The organism is Fibrobacter sp., from assembly GCF_017551775.1.
GTDB lineage: Bacteria > Fibrobacterota > Fibrobacteria > Fibrobacterales > Fibrobacteraceae > Fibrobacter.
Map to the genome: position 1 here is coordinate 42,575 of NZ_JAFZKX010000075.1, position 22,497 is coordinate 65,071.

Consider the following 22,497-nt stretch of genomic DNA (forward strand, 5'->3'; position numbering starts at 1 on the left):
ACGTGGACAAGATTGCGTAAAATACTAAATTAAACAATAGGATGACGTCTTATTCGGTACATTTTATTGTAGCGCTAGTTCTTTCTGCTGCAATGCCGTTGCTTTTCAGGAATTCGCTGAAAAGGCGGTTGCTGGCGGCTTTGATTGCTCCTGTCCTTCAATATCTACTGTTCTATGATTTTGATTATGGCCTGCTAGGCGGCCCAGTCCCCTTCTTGATTTCCTATCTGGGGGCGGTTCTTTCTTCTTGTATGGCTCTGCTTGCAGTATCTTTGCGCGCGGTGCCGGCAGGCTCGGAATCCGTTCCCGTTTCTCGGATTCGGCTTGTACTGTCTTTTGTCCTTGTGTACGTTTGCCTGTGTGTCGTTTTCGCATTGCCGTGGGCTGTCGACATGTTTCCGCTTTCCAATGTGGAGGCTGTCCTTTTTACCATTTTCTCAGGGACGAATGCTGGGGCCGAGAATTTTGTGGTGTCTTCCCTTGTGCAGAAGGTGCTGCTCCCCGCTTCGGTGTCTTTTGTCTTGATAGAGGCTTTCCAAGTTGTGCTGTATTTCGTGCAGTCTCGAAAAAAAATCCTTTATGAAGTGCAATTGTGGAAATTTAGAACGGGTTTGAATCGTGTTGCCTTGATAGTTCTTGTTCCCTACGCATGCATCATGTTTCTTGTTGTTCCGGGAATCGTATCGAGTGCGCCGTTCAAGGCTTTCTTCCAGCAACCTGTAGATTCTAAGTTCTATCGGGAATACTATGTCCATCCCGATTCGGTGCAAATACAGTCGCAGGGCGAACCGAGAAATTTGATCGTGATTTTCCTTGAATCGATGGAGACGAATTTTTCCGTGCATACACCGGAGATTGCGAACCTGGAAAAAACGTCCTTCAATTTTGCGCCTGGAGGGCATAATGTTTCGGGGACCACGTGGACGATTGCTGGCATCACGGGAAAACTTTGCGGTATCCCGCTGAACATGCCCATGGGCATCAACGAGCACCACGGAAGACTGCCAACGTATCTGCCTTATGCGAAGTGCTTGATGGATGTCCTCGCCGGCAAGGGATATAACCAGCTCTATGCGCAAGGATCCAGCGGCGATTTTACGCAGAAGCGGTCTTTCTGGACTGATCATGGGAACGTCGGGATTCACGATATCGAGTATTACAAATCGGTGGGGAAAATTCCCGAGAAATATCATGAGTTCTGGGGATTCGAGGATCGCAGACTATATGCGTTTGCCAAGGAAGAACTGGATAGCCTTGCCAATCAGGGTAAACCCTTTGCTTTTTATATGCTGACTGTTGACACTCATCAGCCCTTTGGTTATTTGGATGATTCCTGTAAAATCGCTTTGAAGAACGTTGGCCTTGAAGTAAAGGACGATAATCGCTATCCAGCGGCTTTGCGTTGTGCCTCGATGCAAGTTGCTTCGTTCGTTGAGTGGATTAAGGATCAGCCGTGGTCTGGAAATACAGTGATTTCTGTAATGGGAGACCATGCGACGCCAATGCTTTCGAATAAGGCGGGGGTGGCTTCTACGGATACCGTGTATTGGACAAACTTCATCGTCAATTCGGCTGTTGATGAAGAGGCTTATCATCGCGAAAGAATATATTCCTCGATGGACATGTTCCCGACATTGCTGGAGTCTATGGGCTTTGAGTTGGAAGGGCGTTCTATTGGGCTTGGAAGATCGTTATATGCTGATAAGCCGACTCTGCTAGAAATATACGACAAACCCGTTTTGGATAGCCTTCTTCGTGAACGCAGCATCCAGTACGATTACTTTATAATGGGACCTCGGCAGGACTGATTGAACCTGTAATTCGGTATGTAAGGAATCCTTACTAGCTGCAAACGGGTTTTAAGTGGTCAAATTGAGCCAGCGTTCTATATGCGGCCAAAATAATTATAGATTTGAAAAAGGTATGCCGAGGAAGAGATTTAATCAGAATTTGGTCATGGGAATGGCTTCCATCGTGATGATTGTGATGGTGGTCGTGGTTATTCTTGTCGTCAAGCTTTCGACTATAATCGGGGCTTCGGCGTACTCGCTCTTTCTCGTGGTGTTCGGCGTTCTCTTGGCCGTCGGGTTCTACCTGTGGACGCGTTACCGCGAAAACGAGACTGCGCAGCAGGTCGCCGACCTGATGAAGGAGGCCCTGACCACCCCGCTGGAAAAGGCGGGGGGCGATTCGCAATACGCTGTCGCTATCAAGCCCGATGCGACAATCGACCCGAAGCTCATAAAGTACATGACGAAGCTCGAACCGTCGGTTTCGTCCATCTCGAATTTCTTCAAGGATTTCTTGTCGTACAACGGCGTGGTCGAAAAATTGCGCAGTCATTTTACGACGGGGACGGGCAACGACACGTTCCAGGAACTTTCCACCATTTTCCTTGCGGATGTCAACTTCCTTTCGTCGAAACTCGGGCATGAGGTGAGCCTGGATTCGTTCGAGTCCTGCGGTTTCATCTCGCTCCTGCTGCGGTTGCGCACGAACGCGCCTTCGTCTACGGACTGGAACCGCCTGGTGCTCCAGACGTTCGTCGATAGGGATGTCGACATGGACGGCCTGGTAGGTGGCCTGGAAAAGAACCATGCCCAGCTCGAAGGTTCGGGCGAACTGTTCCTGTTCGCTTCGATATTCGCGGATTTTTCGCCGGATGCGGTCAGCAAGTACATGCGGCTCATGTACGATTTCTCGGCGGCGCTCGCGAACATCGACGGCACGCTCACTCCGCGCGAAGTGCAGTGGCTGCAGTACCTCGAACGCTATATCGGGAACAACCGTTCGATTCCGCGCCGTGCGGGTGCGGTGAAGTGTACGGCGCGCTCGGTGAACTACAAGAACTCTCCGCTGCAGGAGGCCGTCTCCAAGATGGTCCCCGCGAAAGGGGAGGTGCGCGGCACGGGCGACGCGGTGAAAAAGCTGGACTCGCTTGTGGGGCTTTCGACGGTGAAGCGCGAGGTCATTACGTTCCACAACTTCCTCCGCGTGCAGAACGAGCGCAAAAAGAAGGGCCTGTCCGTCCCGCCGACTTCGTACCATCTGGTGTTTTCCGGGAATCCCGGCACGGGCAAGACGACTATCGCGCGCATCATGGCGGAAATCTTCAGGGACCTCGGGGTCCTTGCGAAGGGCCACTTGGTAGAAGCCTCGCGTGCGGACCTTGTCGCCGGTTACATGGGGCAGACCGCCATCAAGACGAACAAGGTTATCGACAGCGCACTGGACGGCGTATTGTTTATCGACGAGGCGTACACGCTTTCGCGGAGTGCGGAAAACGATTTCGGGCAGGAGGCCATCGACACGTTGCTCAAGCGCATGGAAGACGACCGCGACAGGCTCGTGGTCATTATCGCCGGCTATACGGACGAGATCAAGCGCTTCGTGAATTCCAATCCGGGTCTCTCTTCGCGATTCAACAGGTATATCGAATTCCCCGACTACACGGAAGACGAGCTGGCGGAGATTTTCAGGGGTCTGCTTTCCAAGTACGACTACAAGATGGGCGATGCTGCCGCTGTCGCCATGAAGAACTGCATTGCCAAGGCGGTCCGCGAAAAGGATAACCACTTTGGCAACGGGCGCTATGTGCGCAACCTGTTCGAAAAGGTGATCGAAAGGCAGGCGAACCGTCTCGCGGCCTCTCCGGACTTGGCGAAGGTCGACGTGAGCTGCCTTGCCGCGTCGGATTTCGGGTAATTTACGGCTTCAGCAGGAGTTTCTTGTTTTCCAGGATTCCGTCGTTGTCGAAACGGACGGTCGGGTTCTTGCCGCTCTTGAAGGCTTCTTCGCTTTCGTAGAGCGAAAGCGCGACTGTAGCGCCCGGTTGGGCAGCCGCGTTTGTTTCTCCGGCGTCGACCCTGTACGCGAAGGAGAATTCCTGCGACATGCCGTCCTTGAATGTTCCCTTGGGAATGTGGATGGTCTTGCCCAGCTGCGCGAGTGATGCTCCCGTGCTGTCGACGAATTCCGCGACCATGTAGATGTCGAAGAAGCATGGCGCCACGCCGGTGTTCTTTACGGAGATGTCCAGCGTGCTCGTTGTGCCCGAGGCGTCTGCGACTGTCGTCAGTTCCGCTTGCGTTACGGTGAAATTGTAGCCGATGACCTTGCTCATGGAATCCGCGAGGGCCTTGTTGTCTTTGTAGAAGTTGTAACCGCAATCGCTGTCCTGGTCCAGTACGTAGTAGGTCAGGTGCGCCGTGGTGATGGCGTCCACCCAGCGCTGCGGGGTCCATTTGAGGTAGCCGCCGGGAATGATGTCGTTGTAGGTCAGCATGAGCGCATAACCGCCCATGTTCTCGGCGATGGTCGGCATGTTCGCCTCGTAGGCGCGCACCAGGGAATCCGCGGTTCCGGGAATGCCGATGAGCCCGTCGTCGCGCTTGGTGATGCCGAGGCTCAGGGCGTACGTATAGACGTCCCCGTAACCGTCGGACGTCAAGACGAGTTGCGTCTTCTTGAATACGGAAGCGTAATGTTTCAGCATGTCCTTCTGGATTTCTTCCGAAGGCATTTCGCTGCCCTCCAGGTTCGAGGTGTGCCACTCTCCCCACTCGCCGAAGGAGCGGATGTCGATGTATTCGATTCGCGGGTCGCCGTCGTATTTTTGCGCCAGAGCCGTGCCGAAGGCTTTAGCTTCTTGAATGTAGATGGAATCGTCCCAGACGGGAACGGCCGCGCGGTAGCCTTTGCCTTTCAAAATGGCGGTTCCCTTTTTCGCACCCATCTCGTAGACGTATTTCGGGGTCCAGTCGTATTCTTCTTCGGGAGTGTCGTTCCCCCTGATGAAGGACGGCGTGTACGGGAAAACGCGCAGGGCGTAGCCCATGCCGTGTTCAGCCAGCGCGTCCAGCAACTTGTCCAGTTCCGTCCAGTCGTAAACGCCCTTTGCGGGGTTCAGTTTGTTCCATTGCTGGTAACCGGAGCCGTAGGTGACCAGGTCCCACGCCTTGTTGTTCAACGAGCCGTAAGGGCCGTATTCGAATTCGGGGGCGAAAACCCACGTGCCTTCGGTAGGAACCGTGAATCCCTTGTGCGGATTGGCCAGCGGCCCATCGAACCGCTTGAGCGCGTAAACTATTTTGGAGGTGTGTCCAGCCCCATCGTCAAAGTACGAACTCGAGGATGTCATTCCGGCCTCAGAGCCGGAATCGCCGGTTTCGCTGCTTGAAGAAAAAACATCGTCAGACGATAGTGCCCACGATGAACTGGAGGTCTCGTCGGCAGAAGCACTGCTCCCGTCGTCACCACAGGCGGCAAGCCCGATGGCTACAGTAATCATGGTGCCAAGCAACGCGAAACGTTTCATACCATCCTCACCGGTTTTCTGTAAATATAGATGAAAATCCGGCCGAGGCCGCGCTTGCGAAAAAAATCTAGTACCGCATGAGTTTTACGATGAGGTCCAGGGTGGCGTACCAGTTGTACCCGCCGATGTCGAAGAAGTTGTCGCCGAAGTTCGCGACGCCGACGCGGGCGCCGATTCCGAATAGTTTTGGCATGGCTCCGTTCCCGCCGAAGTATTTGGCACCCTCAAAGCCCATGGTGTAACTGTACGAATACGAGTTTTTCATGTCTTTGCCGAACGTTTCTTTGAACTTCTTGCCTTCGTCGCTGTCGAACTCTATGGCATGCAATCTCAGGCCGCCGAATATGGAGAACTCGTAATCGAAGGTGTAGATGATTTTTGTGCGCAGCAGCGCTTCGACGGCGGTGTAGTGGATGTCTTCTTTGGGGTAGGTGATTTCCGACTGTACGATGTCTTCTTTGTACGGGTTTACCCCGATAATTCCGTTGAGGCGAAAATCGGCACAGAACATGCCTTTGAGGCAGTAGCCGAATCCGATGTCGTAGCTGGGACCGTTCCCGAGATTCTCTTCGGCTCCGTGGGTAAAGAAGTTCCCCCCGAACCCTATGAACATGAGCCAGTGATTGGAGCGCAGAACTTCGCGCTGGCTTTTTACGCGGAAGAAATTCTCTATGAATGAGCGCTGATTCTCTTTTTCGATTTTTTCGAGTTGCGTTTGAACGAAACGCGGGCTCTGTATTTTGGCAAAGCAGTAATAGACGATTAAGCGGATGAATGCGGCATCCCCGGGCGAAAGTTTTTTCAGGTCTTCTTCCCATTCGTCGCTGTTCAGGTACACGTAGATGTTTTCGTAAAACTCCGTGTTGGCGTAACCGAATTCCTTAAGGCGTCCGAACGGTGTCCTGTATACGTTGATGGACCTTGCGAGGCTTTCGCGGATGTTGTCGGTGTTTGCGATGTAGCTGAATTCCTTGTTGAGCAGGCGCTGGCCAATGTCCTGGTCAAAATAGGGAATCTCCACCGTTTTTTTTACGGTGACTTTTTCTGCTTCGGGCGTGGCGGCTTCACCGCCCCAGCTCCATTCGCTGCGCATGTCGGATGCGTCCGGGCTTGACGGCTGCGAATAGGCGGATTGCGCGAAACCCAGGAGGATACAGGCTGTGACAAGGATTCGTTTTATAGACACTTTAGTTTTCGCCATATTTCGTCGCCCTCATTTGGTAATACTGCAACAGTGGCGTGAGCGAAAGCGACAGCATTCCGCCGTTGCTTCCTTTTACGACGTCGGTGTAATAGTTGCTGATGCTCGCGAGCAGCCTGAGCCCCAGGCGCAGCTGCCCGTTCTGCCGGTACTTTGTGAAGTAGAAGTCGAAAGCTGTCCCGAGATGGAATCCGACCCCGAAGTGGGACTTGAGGGATTCCTGATTGTCCTTTTCCATGAGGTCGCTGAACAGGAGCGTCGGCCCCACGTAAATACGGTTTTCGAGATGCGACAAGGAGAACGTGCGGTAGCCCGCATATAAATCCAGAAGGTATATGCTCTGGAACTTGTTCTCGTCGAAATTCTTTGAAGAAAGGATCCTGCCGTTGTAGCCGCCGCCAATCTTGTTCGGGAAGAATTCGAGGGTGACGTTGAAAGTGCCTTCGCTCGGGAAGAACTCGTGTGCATCGCCGAGCCCGAAGGAGAATCCGCCACCCATGCCCATCTGGATGTTCCAGCTGACACCCATACCTTTATAGAATCTATTGATGATAAAGTCGCGCTGATCGATTTTCTTGATGCTGTCGACGTTCGCCGTCACAACATCGTTGCGCTTTTCCCGGTCATCTATTTCGAGCATGGTGACTAGTATACGCCAAAACGCGCGGTCACCGGAATTGAGCCGTGCGATTTCCTTTTCCAGTTCGCCCGACTTGTTCATCGCCCGGAGGGAGTCTTGCAGCAGGGCGAAGATAACGTTTTCCGGTTCGGTCATATAGGAATTTTCCATGCAGTCGAGCCCGTCCTCGAAGGTACGCAGGTAGGCGTTCATCAACTGCTTGGTGGGGCAGGTCAACGGCCCTGGCCGGGAGAAGAAGAACTTGCCGTCGGCATAAACCAGGAAGGAGTCAAGTGCGGCCATGTTCCTGCGGATGGCGTCCCTGTCGCCGTTCCCGAGGGCGTCTGCGATTCTCTGCTTATAGATGGGCGACATGTCCTTGGAAACTTCAAGTAAATAGTGATTCGGCAAGTAGTAGCCTTCTTTTTTCAGCAGGGAGTCCAGCGATTTGAACTCATTCTCTTCTATAATTCGGGAGTGACCATCTTCGAAGAAGATCCTCTCGAGTTGCGAATGGACATTTTCTAGGGAGATGTTGACCTGTAACTTGGGCGGGTTCACCTCGAGAACGGGACCGTCGTGTACTAGGTAGTATCGGGTGAGGAATTGCTCCCCTTGCGGCGGGGTGTTCCAGGTACGCGTTTTCCGGTCGTAGGTTTTCTTGATGACGTAATCCGCCTTGACAAGGGCGTATAAGGTCTGGTCGTTTGCATCAATGTAGGTGCGCTTGAGGTTTTCCGGTACAGAATCGAGTTTGCTGCGGGACGCTTTGTCCATTGCGTTGTACCAAGCAAAGAAATTCTTTTCCTGTTCTTTCGTTATGTTTTCGTGAGACCAGGAGTGAATCTGCCCGTCCCTATACTTTACGATGGCCAGGGCCTCATAATTTTCTTGCAGGCCCCAGAACACGAGGCCGGTGTCGCTGTCGAGCTTTTGCTGTAAGGTGGTACGGAGTGTTTCCGGTAGCCTTGACGCGTTGATGGAATCCGGATAATCCTCGCATTCCCGGGCGCTTCCGCAAGGGCTGAACGAGAGTGCCGAGGCGGTACTGGCAAATAACAGTACTGCCGCGAGAATATGCGCTGTCCTGAACTTACCCATCCCAACTCCTCCTTATCCTGGGATACACACCCCTTTCGGCGATGAACTACATCAAAAATAAACTACAAAAAATTTCGTCAGAGGGCCAGTAACTAATAACTAGCGACCAGCAACCAGCGACCATTAAATAAACATCATCGTGTTCAATTTGGCGCGGTACTTCCACGTGAGTTCGTGCTTGGGCCCGAGAACTCCGAATAAAGTAAGCATCGCCTTCTTGGCGGCGCCGTCGTTCCATTCGGGTGCTTCCACGAACAGGTTCAGGAACGCCTGCAATGCGCTTTCGAAGTCTTCGGCGCAGGCGAGCTTGCATGCCTCGTGGTACACGATGGCTTCCTTGCCCGTAACGTCCTTCTTGGCGGCCTCGGCGTGGAAGTCGAGGAGTTCCAGCAGGGATTTCGCCTCGCGGTACTGGTCGTCGCCTTCGTTGAACTTCTGGAGCACGGTCTTCGCCTTCTCGGTGTCGCCGAGCCCGAGACTCGCCTTCGCCCACAGGAGCTGCAGCTTCTTGTCGTCGGGAGTCTTGGAGAGCGCTTCTTCGAGCATCGGGATGGCCTGGTCGAAGTTCTTCTGGGCAATAGCGTCTTCGAGGGCCATCTGGAACCGGGCCTCGTCGCTCACGAAGAACTTCTCGAGTCGCTTCTTCAGGTCGGCTTCGGGCAGCACGCCCGCGATGACGTCCGCAATCTGGCCTTTGTCCACCACGTGCACTTCGGGTACGGACTGCACGCGGAACGCCTGGATGAGCCGCATGTTCTCGCGCTCGTCGCAGCTCACTACGCCGAGGGTGAAGTCCATGCTGGTCGAAAGCTGGCCCATCAGCTGGGAGTAGGGCCCGCAGTCGGGGTATTCAGCGGAAGAGAAAAGCACCGCGACGGCGCGGGTCTCGGAGGCCTGGATGACCTCGGTCTCGAAATTTTCAGCGGTAATCTGTACAATTTTTGCCATGCGCCTAAATTTAGTTTAATAGTTTCCGGGGGGCTTCGGGTGCCGTTCCCGGTTGGTGAATTCTGGTTATTTGGCTTTTTTCGGGGAATTCGGGCAACTCAGAACCGCTGATTTCGATTTGGTGGAGTAGTGCTTGTAATAATTAAATAACTATATTCAATAACATGAGTATATGTCCATTCTGCAAATCGGAAGTCGTCCAGAAGAAAATAGGCCATCTGGACCTGCGCATTTGCCCCAAGTGCTTTTCGACTTTTTTCCCGTGCGACCAGACGATGGCCCTGCGCGGTGACGTTCCTGATCGTTCGCGCGAAATGTGGTACAACGCCCTCAAGGCGAAGAACGTACCCGATCCTGATATGACGGGCGCCTGCTGTATCGATCACGGAGAACCTTTGGTAGACGGCAACATTCCCGATTACGGAATGCCCGGCAAGGTGACGACATGCTGCAAGATGTTCCACCTGCCGCCGTCGCAGATGCTTGCCATCTTGAAGCGTACGCTGGATTCGCCGTTCCAGAAGCCTGCGTCCGCTTCGACGAAACACCATTTCTTTTTTATTCGTGCAATCGACGCTCTTGTGAACAAGTGGTTTGGGGAAAAAATGCCTGAGGTCGACCCTCTGGATGAAATTCAGTACAACCTCCACTTAAAGAAGATATTCGAATAACATGAAAAAAACATATGCCGTGCTCGCGATTGTCGCTGCTGCGATTCTCGTTGCTTACGCTCTACTTCCGGACAGGTCTTTTTCCGAAATCGTGTTCCCGCTTTCGGAAGGTGTTACTTTGGACAAGTACGACGACCGCCTTGACGGGGGCTCCTCGGAAGCGTCCATGGATTTGCACGATTCTTCTGCCGATTTTTCGTGTACGCTCGGGACCGATACCGCCGTCTTCGCGTGGTGCGGCCTGCTTTGGAATTTCGACCCGCAGGGTGAAAAGAATTACAGGAACTGGATGTTCGTGGATTCGCTCGTGTTCGATATCGACGCGAAGGGGACGGACGAAATCCTGGTCAAGGTATGGACGTACGATCCCGACGTGACGGACATCGAGAAGGCGCAGACCTTCAAGCTCTTGCTGAAGGAGATTCCCTTGAAGGCGGGGCGCCAGCGTGTGGCTATCCCGATGGAACAACTCTATACTCCGGAATTCTGGTACGAGACTGCGGGTGTCGACCCGAAGTACAACAAGCGTCACCAGGAGTCTGTCGCCCGCTTTGAGATTACCCCGGGCTGGAACCAGCCGCGCGGCAAGGCCTTCTCCGTGAAGGTGCACTCGATTTCCGCAAACGGTGTGAGCAACTTCTATTTCGGTGTAGTGCTTTTCGCCTTCCTGATCATCACCATTATCGCAGTGGGCCGCAGCCACAAGGTTCATAATGACGAAGACAAGAATTAAATATGCCGTAGGGTTCGTCTTTTTCGTTCTGTTGTTTGTGTGGGCCTGGTGCTTTGTCTCGTTCCGGCCTATTTCGTGCGAGTTCTTCCCGACGAGCCCGTTCGAATTTTACGAACTGACGGACGCCGCGCGTGGCGGCTTTTCGACTGCGTCCATGGACCTTTCGGATTCCCTGCTCAGTGTCGAAGTCAACGTGCGCTCGGGTGTCGCGTATCCGGCGGTCGGCGTGGGCTTCAACCTGAAATCCGTGCACAACCGCCCCGTGGACCATTTCGACTTCTCGGTGTACGATACGCTGGAAATTGTTTTCGCGACCAGGCGCATGTCTTCGGTTTCTATCCGTATCCTTACCGACGATCCCGCGTATAGCAAGGTCGGCCTCCGCGAAACGTTCCGCCCGGTTGTGTACAACGTGCCGGCATCCCGCTCGTTCGATACCGTGAAGGTCCCGGTGAATGGGTTCAAGACTGCCGTGTGGTGGCTTGCCGCCATGGGCTTGGAAGAAGATGACGGCCTTACGCACCTGCACAGGAGTACCGCGCTCGAAATTGCGAACGGCGATGGTATCCTGCGCGGAATCTCCGACGAAATTAGCGTCAAGAGCCTGCGCGCCTGGGGCGTGAGCCGCGATTTCGAAAACGTGATGTATGCTATTTTGATTGTGATGGTGGTGACGTTCGTGATTCTCGAAACGGTGACGCTCAAGAGGAACCCGAACGAGCCTCCGAAAAACGGGGGACAAAATGTCTAGATACTGGAATCTTGACCGCGTGATGCGGTTTGTACTTTGGAGCCTCGGGATAGGGCTTTCCGTTGTCCTGGTTTATTATCTGCGTGGCGTGCTCTTCCCGTTCTTTGCCGCGTTCCTGATGGCCTATATCGTCGACCCGATTGTGAACTGGCTGCAGAAGAAGGTGAAACACCGCGTTATTGCTGTCATTATCGTGCTTGTCGCTGTCGTGCTCGCTTTGTTCGGGTTCGGCAAGTTCTTCATTCCGCAGATTGTTCGCGAAGTGCAGACTTTGGGAACGTTGATAACCCGCCTGTTTACGGACTCTGAATGGCTTTCTCGCTTGAACGAAATCCTGCCCGCCAATTTGCTCGATTCCGTCCGTTCGATGATTTCTTGGGACAAGCTAGCGGGCGCCATGCAGCGTCTCGATTTCTGGAGCGAAGTCCAGAGTATAGCATCGAAGGTATTGCCCGGAGCCTGGGGCGTGCTTTCTTATACGGGTACGGTTGTCGTGTGGTTCTCTAGTGCGGCAGTCATCTTCATGTACCTCGTGTTCATCATGCTCGATATGCACAAGCTCCGTTCCGGCGCTCTCAGCATGTTCCCGACACGCATGCGCAAGGATGCTAGTTTGTTTGCAAAAGAGACAGACAAGTTCATGGGCAACTACTTCCGTGCACAGGCGCTGGTCGCCCTGATCGTCGGAATCCTTTACGCCATCGGCTTTGGCGTGATGGGACTGCCTATGGGAGTCGCCTTCGGACTTTTCTCCGGTGCGCTCAACATGATTCCGTACATGCAGCTCACGACGATTCCGCTTGCACTGCTACTGGCGGTCGTCTACGCCCTCAATACCGGGCTTCCGTTCTGGGAGGTCGCGATCATCATCGGCTCCATTTATTTGGTCGTGCAGGTTATCGAAGACTTCTTCTTGGTGCCGCGCATTGTCGGTAAGTCGATGGATCTTCCGCCCGTCGGAATTCTCCTCTCTCTTTCCGTGTGGGGTAAGTTGTTGGGCTTCTTAGGTTTACTCGTTGCAATCCCATTTACATGCCTGTGTCTTGTGTATGTGAAGAAATTCCACGAGAGGACAGACGCTTCTGAAGAAAAAGTCGAACCGGCCCCCGAGGCTTGATTTCATGGGCTTTGAAACGATTTTTTTCAAAAAATATCTTCCACATGAGAAAAAAAAAGGTATAATATCACCATACAATTTAATCTCAACAACTCAAGGAGTTAAAAAATGAACAAACAAGAACTCATCGACGCCATCCTCGCTAACAAGGAAGCTGGTATTGAATCTAAGGCTGCTGCTGCTCGCGCTGTTGACGCAGTGCTCGACGGCATCGCCGCTGGTGTCAAGAAGGACGGCAACGTTCAGCTCATCGGTTTCGGTACCTTCGCTGTGAAGGAACGCGCTGCTCGTGACGGCCGCAATCCGCTCACCGGCGAAAAGATCAAGATCAAGGCCTCCAAGACCGTCAGCTTCAAGGCCGGCGCCGCTCTCAAGGCTTCTGTCGCTTCCAAGAAGGCCGCTGCCAAGAAGGGCAAGAAGTAATTTTTACTTCGGCTGAATTTAGGGAACCGCTCTTCGGAGCGGTTTTCTTTTTGTTTTTTAGACATAAAAAAAGACCCCGCTTTCGCAGGGTCTTTTTCAGTGGTCGATACAGAACTCGAATCTGTGACCTCCACCATGTCAAGGTGGCGCTCTAACCAACTGAGCTAATCGACCATTAAGGTAGCCCAATAGTAGAAACTTGGGCGGGTTTTGTCAAGGGGAAACCGCTTTTTTTTGCCACTACCGGTCTTCCGCGGGTATCCAGTACCGTAGCCTGCCCGTGATATGCAGCCTGGGGAGCGATTCCTTGCAGTATCCGCTCCTGCAGTCCTGCACGTACAGGGAAAGGTCCGCCGTCCAGGTGGAATCGTCCTTCTGGTCGAAATGGACGATGCTGCTGTCGGCGTAAATCATGGATTTTTCCGTATTCTCGGCGATGAACCAGGAATATTGCCCCTGAACGGGGGCATTGTTGCCCAGGGTGGGCCTGTTCACCATGATCGAGAACTGGTCGCCGCGGCTGCTTTCCTCGGGGCGCGTTTTCAGGTACAGGTAATGGTGGCTGTTGCGGATGAACGGGATTTCGACGTCGTCCGCGTCGAGCTCGATGGTGTGGCTCTCCCCGCCATTGATCTTGTACTTGATATAGCCCCCGCCCTTCACTTCCCAACTGTCGTTGATGCCGCTGCAGGCGACAAGCCCGAGCGACAGCGTGACGGCCGTGAAAATGCGGTGCGGGTGCATTCCCTGCTAGTTCCTTATCTCGCCGTTGTTAGCCGGCGGATTGGCCTGCTTTGCGCGCGGGTCTTCGAGAATGTACAGCGGGAGCGTCGCAATTTCTTCGTCATCGATATGCAGGCGCACGATGTACTTGTCGGGGCGGGCAATCTGCAGGCGCTGCATGTTCAGCACCAGGTTGATTGCCGCGGTGTCGAGACCGGTGGCCACGGGTTCGAACGGGATGTTGGATTCCATCACGGGAACGATCGGGTGACCGCATACATCTTCAATGGAAAGCGCGAGCTTGTGCGTTCCTGCTTCCGCCCTCAGGTAACGGATGCGGAACGCCGCGGCGCACTGCGGTATGACAAAGGGGAACTGCGGCGGGAAAGCCCTGTCGAATGCTCCGAGAATGTTAAGTCTACCACCTACTCCGTTCGCTGTCGCTGCGTCACAAATTGCTGCAATTTCAATATTCATTAATGAACCGTCCATGTGTCGGCCACGTATTTCATTACGATGGGGCCGAAGTTTTTGTCTCTACCGCCTGCGTTTTCCCAGGCGAGCATGGAAATGTAGATTTTTCCGTTCGCGCTGACAGCGATGCTCGGGACTGCACCGCGGAGATAGTAGTGCTTGTTGTTGTAGAACACGGCCTTGAAGTAGGGCAGTTCGTTTTCGCCGAGGAGCTTCCATTTGTTGCCGTCCAGGTGGAACGCGTGGCTCTGCGCAAGCGAAACCTTGCCCTTGTCGTCGACGATGGCGTACAGCTTCCCGTCGAAGGTCGTGAGGCTGATATGGTAGGCCAGGATACCTTCGTGGATGGACTTGCCGAAGGCGCCGGTCTTGGTCCACGATATGGAAGAAGAGCCTACAGTTCCCTTGTATACATAAGGACCGTACTTCTCGGTGTCGCGGTTCAGGAAGCCCATGTAGAGCGTGTTGCCGTCGGTAGCGAGGTTCACGCCGTTCACGTTGGTTGCAAAGCTTTCTGTACGGTGACTCAGGTTATTGGCGTTGTCATAGAGTGCGTAGTAGGCTACGTAGCTCGATGTGGTGTCAACAAGGATGAATGCAATGGAGCCGTTTTGTAGATATGCGGACTGTAGTTCGCGCATCTTTGTCGGGTTTTCCTTATAGGAGGTGTCGCAGACATCTCTGTGGTTTACCCTGTGGCAGTTGATTTCTTGTTTTAACGGCGCGGCAATCTCTGTCGAGATCCATCCCGAACCGTTCCAACGGCTGAATGCGGGCATCTTCGTCGATTTATCTATGTAGCTTACGGCCGGCCGGTCGGTCGTGCCGGGCTTGCAGGTGATGCTGATGCTCGAAGCGCTGCCGCTGATGTCGGCGGTGCCGAGGCGGGCCCATGTGGACGTTCCGCCGGTCGACTTGTAGACATTCAACTTGCCCGAGCTCGTGAGCACGGCGAGGAAGAGATTCGAACCGTCGCTGGCCGTCTTGAGCGCTGCGACGGAATCCGATGCCGTCATAGGCTCCATATTTGTCCAAGAGTCTCCATTCAGGTACGATGTCTTTATTGTCGTGCTGTTCTGCAGGTATGCGATGATGGCCTTGTTGCCTACCGTGGCGAGTGCCGGCGGGGTCGTCATCTTGGTCTTCTCGAGAACCGTATCGCGGGCGAGGTTCCTCCATGCCTTGCGGAAGTAAACCCTGCGGCAGACTTCATCGGCGCGGTGCCTGGAGTAGAACGACTGCGTCGGGTGAGCGGAGGTGCTGTCGCGGTAGTCGAGGCAGATGCTCACGGAATTTTCCGTGGAGCTGCGGATGAACGCCGAGTTGAATTCTGCGATGCTCGTGTCGAGGGAGCCGTCATGGTTGCCCTGGTAGTAGTTGTCGTCGACGTTGCTGAAGCTCCACCAGAAGTCCTGGTTGTTCTTGTCGCCGATGGTGCCAATCGAGGAGTGCTTGCCACCCCAGCTGGTGTCGTAGAAGTAGTAGGCTTCGCCGTTGTCGAAGGATTCGTCGCCGCTCCACATGTAGACCGTGTCGGCCGCGGTAATCACGCCCACGGGCGGCTGGCTGATGAAGTTGACCGCGGTCGTATCCTTGAATACGGCCTTCGTGCTGGCTTCTTCGGCGGAGACGACGCAGAACATGTCCTTGCCGCTGCTTGTAAACGAGGAATCGCGGTAGTCGTAGAAACTGGAACCGTTCGCGTAGTAGTCATATCGCGGGACGTCCTTTTCGAGCGACTTCTTTGTCTTCGCGTCGAAGCATTCCCATGAGAACCAGCTGATTCCCTGCCACACGTTGTTGACGCTGGCGTTGAGCTCGACGACGTTTCCGGCGGTGATGTAGACGACTTCGTCCTTCACCTGGATGGACGGGATTTCGGTCGAGAATATGACGTTCATCGTATCCATCGCGGTGTTGTCGTCGTCGTCGGTGACTCGGGCGACGCAGTAGAATGTGGCCACTGCGGCGGGTGCCTTCCATACGGTGTCGAACTGCGAGACCGTCTTCCAGTTCCTGTCGATATCGGAGGGCGAGCCGCAGCTCCATTCGCGCTTCGCGATGTAGCCGGGGTAGTCGGGGTAGTCGTAGGCGGTCGCGTTCAGCACGATGTTGTAGCCTTCACGGACAATCACGGATTCCGTGTTGACTATGACGGTGGGCGGCGCCTGGATGATGTTGATGATGGTCGTGTCGCGGGCCGTGTTGCCGTCGTCATCGGTGACGCGGATGATGCAGCGGTAGCCGTTCTGCGCGGTCGCGGGCATGACTGCGGAGTAGTTGGGAGAATTCGGGCTCGAGAAGGTGAAGCCGATGTTCTGGGCTCCCGCGGAACCGCAGCCCCATTCGTACAGTACAATTTGGCCGTAACGGTCGTTGGCGATGGCGTCGAGCCTGATGGTATCCTTCGGGGTGACGGTGTAGTTGCCGAGAACCTGCACGGTCGGCGGGTCCTGCAATACGGTGAACGTGGCGGTATCTGCCGCCTTGTTGCCGTCGTCATCGGTGACGCGGATGGCGCAGTACCATGTGCATGCCTCGGGCGGCATCGTGACGGTCGGCGTGGTGCCGTTGGAGAAGCTGGTCCAGTTGTTCTTCAGGTTGTTCTTGACGCTGTCGCAGGCGAGCTCGTAACCGACCAGCTGTCCCAGCGTGTCTATCGCTATGTAGCCGAGCCTTACCTGGTCCTTGATGGTGAGGGTCTGGCTCGCGATGTTCAGGGAGATGTAGGGGAGGTCCTGCAATACCTTGAACTGCACGGTGTCGCTTGCGAATTCGCCGTCATCGTCGGTCGCCTTCACGATGCACTTGTAGTTTTCGGTGGCGGTACCCGGCATCAGCACGGTGATGGGCTCGTTCGTGATGCTCTTCTTCGGCGTGTCGAATACGGTGTTGTTGTCGAAGGAGAACATGGTGCCGTTCGTGCAACCCCAGTCGAGTCGCTGGATGGTGCCGAACTTGTCGCTCGCATTCACGCGCAGGGTCACGGAGGAATTGATCTTGTGGCGGTTGTCCATGGATTCGGATGTCACCTGGATCGTGGGCGGGTCGGTGACCACGTTCACGAGGAGCGTATCCTTGCGCTTTTCGTTTGCGGCGTTGGTGATGGTCACGATGAACTTCTTCTGGCCGGCGGTAGTCCAGGAGATGTTTCCTTCCAGGTCGTTGCCAGTCGGGCACGGGGTGCCGTTGTCGCAGTTCCAGCTGAGCGTGTAAGACTTGTCGCTGGGGTCGGCGTTGTTGCCGTCCGCAAAGACGCTGTAGGGGAATACGTCGTTGATGGAAACGCTGGTGTCGTTGTTCGGCGATTCGAAGTAGACGACGGGGCCGTCGTCGAAGAAGCCGAAGCGCACCTTGTTCGTTACGATGTTGTCCTTCGTCTTCGCGACCATTTCGTAGAACGTGCCTGTCTCGAGGCCAGAGAAAAGGTTCTTCTCGATGGTGAGGGTCGCGATGCTGTCAATCGGGTTCACATCGGTCTTGAAGGTCTGCGCCTCTTCGATATTGGTTTCCCAGATCAGGGAGTCAGGCATCGGAATGGCGTTCTCGATCTTCGCGGTGAATGTGAGCGGCTGCGTGGCATTTGTCATCTTCGAGGTCTTGCCGTCGATGGTGAGCGTAATCAGCGACGCCTGCACGAAGAATTCCATCTTAGCGGTATCGGAGACGAGCCCCGCGCTGTCCCTGACGACCAGCTTGAATACGTGTTCGCCGTCGAGGAGATCGGTGTGGTTCCTGCTCCAGCTGTTGGTCGTGAAGTAGGAGGCTTCCACTTCTTCGCCGTCGAGCCATGCCGTAGCGGTGGCGACCTGCGAACCGAAGTCGTAGAGCTTGAAGTTGAACTGGAAGTCGCGCGTGTTCAGCGTGTCGACCTTGGTGAAGCTGATGACGGGCTTCTGGGTGTCCTTGAGGATCATCGTGTCGAGGAACAGCGTGTCGTCGGGGAACATCTGGCGGTTCTTGAGCGTGGCCGACGCGAACTTGTAGATGGAAGTATCCGTCGCCGTGATGGTGTAGATGCCCGGCTTGAGGTTGATGTCGTACATGCCCTTTTCGTTGGTGTGCGTGTAGAACCTGTTGCCGAGGGAGTCTTCTACGGTGATGCGGATGGTGTTGTGGCGGCCTGTCCAGCCCTGGTACTTCGCGTAGCCCCAGAAGTTGCCTTCGAGTTCTTCGAGGCTCTGTCCGCTGCCGCTGCCGAGGTAGAACTTCCACGGCCTTTCCTTGCCGTTTTCCTTAACGTGCTTCGCGTAGACGGTATCGTAGCCGTCGGTCACCCACACGTCCCAGTAGAGGATGCCCGCGAGGCCGGTGATGTTCTTGAGCGTGGAATCGGGCATTATCGTGATGATTTCGAAACTCTTCTCGATGATGTTCGATGCGATGAGGTTTTCTTCGGGGTCGGTGAAGATAGGCGGGTTACGACCGTCGGGGCTCTTCGCCATGCGGATGAAGTAGCGCAGAGAACCCGGATTGTCTTTGTCTTCGGCGCGGTAGTAGAGCGCCTGGCGCTTTTGGCTGTTGAGCGATGCGTTGTCGACCGGCTGCAGCATCTCGATTGTGGGCAGCTGGTTGAAGTGCAGGTACACGGTGTCGAGCGTCTCGTTGCCGTCGTCATCGATGACAGAGACGTAGATGGTCTGGTTGCCCAGGGAATCGATATAGTCCTCGTCGTAGGGGATGGTGAGGGAAAGGCTGTCGGAATCCTTGATTTTCTTCGTTTCCCATACCTTGGCGGTATCCTTGCCGTCGGCGTCCAGGTCGACTATCACCTTCTTGATGGTGCCGCAGGTGTCCAGTGCGAGTATGCCGAACGTAGCCGCCTTCTTGTGGCGCGCCTTGACGGTGTCACGCGGAACGTAGAGCACGGGAGGCGTGTCGATGACGCGGATGTACAGCGGGCGGCGGTGGATGCCCGCCGTGTCGATGGCGTTGTTGCCGTCGACTGCACGGAATATCGGGAAGTAGACGCCTTCTTTTTCATACGCCCAGCTCTGCACGGTCGTGTTGCCGCTGTTGATGACGGTGTCGGCGGACGCCTTCTTGTCTTTCTTGACCTTGGCCAGGGTCTCTTCGTCGGTCTTTTCGAGGATCCACTCGAAGCGGTAGATCTTTTCGGCGTAGAGCGGCAGGAATCCCATGAAGTAGATGGAATCGCCCACGGTCACGGTGATGGTGTCGGAGATTGAATCTGCCGGCAGATCGTGTGTCGCTATGGAGTCAGCGAACGCCTCGGAGTTTTCGAACGGATGCGTGTACGCGAAAACGATGGAATGGTTGTTTCTCAGCAGGGCGTTCTCCACGATGGACGATTCCCTGGAGCAGGCGAACAGCGCGATGAGGCACGCTATTCCAGAAATAATCAGACACGAGGTTCTTGTTCGCATAAAGAATCCTTTTTAAATACAAAACAACGGGGCGCCTTCTGGGAGCGTCCTATGAAATTAAATTTATCTTTTTAAAAGGAAAAAGCGAAATATTATGTTGCACTTTATATATTCCTTGTTGTAGTATACACCGTTTTCGAGGTATTTTATGGAAGAAATCCCCCTCTGGTACTGGCTATTGGTGTTTTTTGCCCTCGGCGCGTGCGTCGGGAGCTTCTACAACGTGATTGTGTACCGCATGCCCCGCGGGATTTCGCTCATCAACCCGCCGAGCCACTGCCCCCTGTGCAAGAAGCATATCCCCATCCGCTACAACCTGCCTATAGTCGGCTGGCTATGGCTGCGCGGGAAGAGCGCCTGCTGCAAGCAGCCCATCAGCGTGATTTACCCGATCGGGGAGGCCCTGTGCGGGCTCCTGGGCGTGCTGGCCCTGTTTTCGGCCGTGGCGGTGAATGCGGGCTCGGTTTCGGCGGGGCTGTTTACGGCTCCCGTCATGGAACCCGCGGTGTGGGCGTCGGCTTTCGCCATGTTCTGGCTTTTGCTCGGGGCCTATCCGGTCTGCGCGGTGGACTGCAAGTACAAATTGATTCCCGATTCCATTTCGGTCGGCGGTATTGTCGCGGGGCTCATGATTTCGATTGTTCCCGGCGGTATCACGCCGCTCCAGAGCCTGCTCGGCGCCGCTATTGCGGGGGGCGGGCTCTATTTGGTGGGCTGGTGCGCTACCAAGTTGCTCAAAAAGGATGCCATGGGGTTCGGTGACGTGAAACTCCTCGCGGGTTACGGAGCCCTGATGGGGCTGACCGGAGCGGTCGAGACGCTGATAGTCGCCGCGATCCTCGGGATAGTCGTGATGGTCCCCTACGGGAAGATTACCGCGAACAAGGGCGACGGCACCGGGCAGATTCCTTTCGGACCGTTCCTTGCGGTTGCGGCGCCGTTCATGTACCTTTGGGGTGCCGCGCTGTTCGATATTTATGTGAAGTTCGTGTTCGGCGAATAATCACGCTTCATTGACAGTCACCATCCGAATCCTGTATACTCGTCAATTTCTTTTGTGGTGACGGCGCCGTTTTTTTCCGAATAGTATTTCACGATTCCGACATGCTTTCCGTTTTTATATCCGACTTCAAGGTCCTTTTTGCCAGAATCATAATATTTGACTTGGTTCCCTTCCATCAAGCCGTTCTTGTAATGGTTGACGATATACTTCACTCCCGTCGGGAAATAGCGTTTGTCATAGCCGTTTCGAACTCCTTGTGAAAACTGGATTTCGCGGAACAGCTTTCCATCGGGGTAATAAACTTTAAGGAGCCGAACTTTTTTCGGCACGCGAATATCTTCGTCGGGAATTGGAATATTTATAACATAGATTCCCTTCTTTGCATTTTCTGGGATCAGCTCCTTTTCAGAAAATTCATAGACGGAATCGGGCCTGCAACCCATTTCTTGAATGAGTTTTTTCAACGACTGGATTTGATTGAACAGAATTGAATTCTTTTCTAGAATCAAGTCCTTTGAATTATGCGCCTCATCCGCATAGTACACAACAGTATCCGGGGTTGAACAATAATTAAAATGCCAGCCTCGTTCCATTAAATCTATATGTTTAGATTGCACAAAAATTCCACCACCAGCGCATCCGCATAAACCTGACAATTCATTCCATTCCGTCTTTTTCATTTTCTCGTACAGAGAATCGTCAATAGCCGCAAAAAGGGTTGCCATCGTCGAATCTTTATTCAAATCGACGGTGCTCAAATAAATGCCATCCTCACACGCCGCAGAGAGCGTGTATGCGCAAAAAAGGCAAATCAATGATTTTACATACATATTTATTAATCCACAGGAATCCCTTGTTAAAAGAGATTCCTGCACTTAATCTATAAAATATTTGGGTGAAAATTATTTCACGCTGACAGCTTTCTGCATGGTGCGAGATCCATCGCTGATCTGCAGGATGTAGATGCCGCGCGGCAGTCCTCTCATGCTGACGACGTTTCCGGCGCTTTCGCGCAGCAGTTTGCCTGTCGAACTGAAGAGCCGCATGCGAGTCTTGGGCGTAACCTCTAGACGGGGGTCTGCCTGCTTGCGGATGCCGATGGTCGAATCGGCCTTGACGAGGGTGAGTTCCACCTGGTCGAGGTTCGGGCCGTCGTTCCCACCGACAGTGGCAAACAGAATGTAGCTTGCGCCCTGCGGTAGCTTGATGTCGGCATCCTTTGTCACGTAGGTGGTCCAGTTTTCGGTCGCTGCGAATTCGATTTCCTGCGCGTCGCCTTCTTCCACATTGACGGAGAGGCTACGCGGGTTCTTGCTCCCGTTTGCGTACGTCATGGTAAGCTTGTATTCGCCCGCCACGTCGGCATAGACGGGGACCTTGACAGTCGACGTTCCGGTACCGAAGTTGATGTAGCCCGTGCCCGCGAAGCCCGCGTTGGTGCTCTCGTTGACGGCGTTCTCGATGATTCCGGTTTCGGCCTGGAATACCGTGGTGCCCTTCGCTTCGAAACTAGGGGTCAGTCCGATATCGCATTCCGCTATAATTTCGAGCGTGGCGCTACTCCCGTCGAGGCCCAAACCTGCGATGTTTTTTCCGCTTCCGGCGTCAAAAGTCCAGCCCGCGAATTCCCAGCCCGCAAACGGCTGCGCGGTGAAGGTCGCCTTCTTGCCTTCCATGACCTTGTCGCCGGCGATGTTAGAAATGACGGTTCCACCGATGGCTTCGCCGATGGTCACTTTGTAATAAGTCGCGTTCGCTTCGAGAGTCGTGACTTCGTTGGAACTGGCCCCGAGGCCGCCCATGCTGTTTGCCGCACGTACGGTGATCTTGGAACCGGTCGCGATGCCATCGAGCGGGAAGGAGGGCGTAATCACGTTCGCCTTGTACTTGCCGTTCATGAACACCACCCAGGCGCGGGCGTTGTCGTCGTTCGCCCAGACGATTTCGGCACCCTGCTGTTCGATTTTCGGGGCGGAAACCTGCGCCGTCAACTTGGTCGGATCCCAGTTGTCACTGCCCTTGAGGACAT

At 54.4% G+C, this 22,497-nt stretch carries 16 protein-coding genes, 1 tRNA gene and 1 pseudogene; 8 read left to right on the forward strand and 10 right to left on the reverse strand.

Features of this window, described 5'->3' with window-relative positions; translation table 11 throughout:
• The first annotated feature begins 41 nt into the window (after positions 1–41).
• Both IK012_RS08820 and IK012_RS08825 read left to right on the forward strand, forming a co-directional pair.
• Entirely contained in the window at positions 42–1,808 is a 1,767-nt protein-coding gene (locus IK012_RS08820) for an LTA synthase family protein (protein WP_290953298.1), read from the forward strand.
• A 115-nt stretch (positions 1,809–1,923) separates the two neighbouring features.
• Entirely contained in the window at positions 1,924–3,705 is a 1,782-nt protein-coding gene (locus IK012_RS08825; protein ID WP_290953301.1) for an AAA family ATPase, read from the forward strand.
• 1 nt (position 3,706) lies between these two features.
• Here the strand turns inward: IK012_RS08825 and IK012_RS08830 are convergent, their stop codons facing one another.
• The 4 genes from IK012_RS08830 to IK012_RS08845 form a co-directional block, all read right to left on the reverse strand.
• The gene (locus IK012_RS08830) at positions 3,707–5,317 is read right to left on the reverse strand and encodes a beta-galactosidase (protein WP_290953304.1); all 1,611 of its coding nucleotides are present in this window, start codon (positions 5,315–5,317) and stop codon (positions 3,707–3,709) included.
• A 67-nt stretch (positions 5,318–5,384) separates the two neighbouring features.
• A complete protein-coding gene (locus tag IK012_RS08835) occupies positions 5,385–6,518 on the reverse strand; it encodes a hypothetical protein (RefSeq protein ID WP_290953307.1) in 1,134 nt (377 codons plus the stop codon).
• The gene (locus IK012_RS08840; protein ID WP_290953310.1) at positions 6,505–8,238 is read right to left on the reverse strand and encodes a hypothetical protein; all 1,734 of its coding nucleotides are present in this window, start codon (positions 8,236–8,238) and stop codon (positions 6,505–6,507) included. Before IK012_RS08840 ends, IK012_RS08835 begins: the two co-directional genes overlap by 14 nt.
• Before the next feature lie 123 nt (positions 8,239–8,361).
• The gene (locus tag IK012_RS08845; protein ID WP_290953313.1) at positions 8,362–9,186 is read right to left on the reverse strand and encodes a tetratricopeptide repeat protein; all 825 of its coding nucleotides are present in this window, start codon (positions 9,184–9,186) and stop codon (positions 8,362–8,364) included.
• Positions 9,187–9,350: 164 nt separating this feature from the next.
• Between IK012_RS08845 and IK012_RS08850 the strand changes: the two genes are divergently transcribed.
• The 5 genes from IK012_RS08850 (at position 9,351) to IK012_RS08870 (ending at position 12,881) form a co-directional block, all read left to right on the forward strand.
• Positions 9,351–9,857 (forward strand): hypothetical protein, encoded by a 507-nt coding sequence (locus IK012_RS08850; RefSeq protein WP_173345119.1) that lies wholly within the window; start codon positions 9,351–9,353, stop codon positions 9,855–9,857.
• Position 9,858: 1 nt separating this feature from the next.
• A complete protein-coding gene (locus tag IK012_RS08855) occupies positions 9,859–10,590 on the forward strand; it encodes a hypothetical protein (protein WP_290953317.1) in 732 nt (243 codons plus the stop codon).
• Complete coding sequence (locus IK012_RS08860) at positions 10,571–11,341, forward strand: hypothetical protein (RefSeq protein WP_290953320.1); 771 nt, start codon at positions 10,571–10,573, stop codon at positions 11,339–11,341. Before IK012_RS08855 ends, IK012_RS08860 begins: the two co-directional genes overlap by 20 nt.
• A complete protein-coding gene (locus tag IK012_RS08865; protein ID WP_290953323.1) occupies positions 11,334–12,458 on the forward strand; it encodes an AI-2E family transporter in 1,125 nt (374 codons plus the stop codon). The genes IK012_RS08860 and IK012_RS08865 overlap by 8 nt, the downstream gene beginning before the upstream one ends.
• Before the next feature lie 108 nt (positions 12,459–12,566).
• Positions 12,567–12,881 carry an HU family DNA-binding protein gene (locus IK012_RS08870; RefSeq protein ID WP_173379303.1) on the forward strand — a complete coding sequence of 105 codons (315 nt, stop codon included), beginning with the start codon at positions 12,567–12,569 and terminating at the stop codon, positions 12,879–12,881.
• A 100-nt stretch (positions 12,882–12,981) separates the two neighbouring features.
• Here the strand turns inward: IK012_RS08870 and IK012_RS08875 are convergent.
• The 4 genes from IK012_RS08875 to IK012_RS08890 form a co-directional block, all read right to left on the reverse strand.
• A tRNA-Val gene (locus IK012_RS08875) sits at positions 12,982–13,055 on the reverse strand.
• Positions 13,056–13,121: 66 nt separating this feature from the next.
• A complete protein-coding gene (locus IK012_RS08880; protein WP_173379302.1) occupies positions 13,122–13,625 on the reverse strand; it encodes a hypothetical protein in 504 nt (167 codons plus the stop codon).
• A 6-nt stretch (positions 13,626–13,631) separates the two neighbouring features.
• A complete protein-coding gene (locus tag IK012_RS08885) occupies positions 13,632–14,081 on the reverse strand; it encodes a hypothetical protein (RefSeq protein ID WP_290953330.1) in 450 nt (149 codons plus the stop codon).
• Positions 14,081–19,465 (reverse strand): hypothetical protein, encoded by a 5,385-nt coding sequence (locus IK012_RS08890; protein WP_290953333.1) that lies wholly within the window; start codon positions 19,463–19,465, stop codon positions 14,081–14,083. Before IK012_RS08890 ends, IK012_RS08885 begins: the two co-directional genes overlap by 1 nt.
• 148 nt (positions 19,466–19,613) lie before the next feature.
• Here IK012_RS08890 and IK012_RS08895 point away from each other — a divergent pair, with 148 nt between their 5' ends.
• Positions 19,614–20,468 carry an A24 family peptidase gene (locus tag IK012_RS08895; RefSeq protein WP_290953335.1) on the forward strand — a complete coding sequence of 285 codons (855 nt, stop codon included), beginning with the start codon at positions 19,614–19,616 and terminating at the stop codon, positions 20,466–20,468.
• Positions 20,469–20,485: 17 nt separating this feature from the next.
• On the opposite strand, the gene IK012_RS08900 is transcribed toward IK012_RS08895, so the two are convergent.
• Both IK012_RS08900 and IK012_RS08905 read right to left on the reverse strand, forming a co-directional pair.
• Positions 20,486–21,343, reverse strand: coding sequence for a hypothetical protein (locus tag IK012_RS08900; protein ID WP_290953338.1), 858 nt, complete (start codon positions 21,341–21,343; stop codon positions 20,486–20,488).
• Between the two features lie 27 nt (positions 21,344–21,370).
• A pseudogene (locus IK012_RS08905) lies at positions 21,371–22,497 on the reverse strand (pectin esterase); the annotation flags it as partial.

Coding starts and splice junctions, on each gene's coding strand:
- IK012_RS08870 (WP_173379303.1), top strand. CDS start 12,567: ATGAACAAACAAGAACTCATCGACGCCATCCTCGCTAACAAGGAAGCT.
- IK012_RS08845 (WP_290953313.1), bottom strand. CDS start 9,186: ATGGCAAAAATTGTACAGATTACCGCTGAAAATTTCGAGACCGAGGTC.
- IK012_RS08890 (WP_290953333.1), bottom strand. CDS start 19,465: ATGCGAACAAGAACCTCGTGTCTGATTATTTCTGGAATAGCGTGCCTC.
- IK012_RS08895 (WP_290953335.1), top strand. CDS start 19,614: ATGGAAGAAATCCCCCTCTGGTACTGGCTATTGGTGTTTTTTGCCCTC.
- IK012_RS08880 (WP_173379302.1), bottom strand. CDS start 13,625: ATGCACCCGCACCGCATTTTCACGGCCGTCACGCTGTCGCTCGGGCTT.
- IK012_RS08830 (WP_290953304.1), bottom strand. CDS start 5,317: ATGAAACGTTTCGCGTTGCTTGGCACCATGATTACTGTAGCCATCGGG.
- IK012_RS08865 (WP_290953323.1), top strand. CDS start 11,334: ATGTCTAGATACTGGAATCTTGACCGCGTGATGCGGTTTGTACTTTGG.
- IK012_RS08860 (WP_290953320.1), top strand. CDS start 10,571: ATGACGAAGACAAGAATTAAATATGCCGTAGGGTTCGTCTTTTTCGTT.
- IK012_RS08840 (WP_290953310.1), bottom strand. CDS start 8,238: ATGGGTAAGTTCAGGACAGCGCATATTCTCGCGGCAGTACTGTTATTT.
- IK012_RS08820 (WP_290953298.1), top strand. CDS start 42: ATGACGTCTTATTCGGTACATTTTATTGTAGCGCTAGTTCTTTCTGCT.
- IK012_RS08885 (WP_290953330.1), bottom strand. CDS start 14,081: ATGAATATTGAAATTGCAGCAATTTGTGACGCAGCGACAGCGAACGGA.
- IK012_RS08825 (WP_290953301.1), top strand. CDS start 1,924: ATGCCGAGGAAGAGATTTAATCAGAATTTGGTCATGGGAATGGCTTCC.
- IK012_RS08850 (WP_173345119.1), top strand. CDS start 9,351: ATGAGTATATGTCCATTCTGCAAATCGGAAGTCGTCCAGAAGAAAATA.
- IK012_RS08835 (WP_290953307.1), bottom strand. CDS start 6,518: ATGGCGAAAACTAAAGTGTCTATAAAACGAATCCTTGTCACAGCCTGT.
- IK012_RS08855 (WP_290953317.1), top strand. CDS start 9,859: ATGAAAAAAACATATGCCGTGCTCGCGATTGTCGCTGCTGCGATTCTC.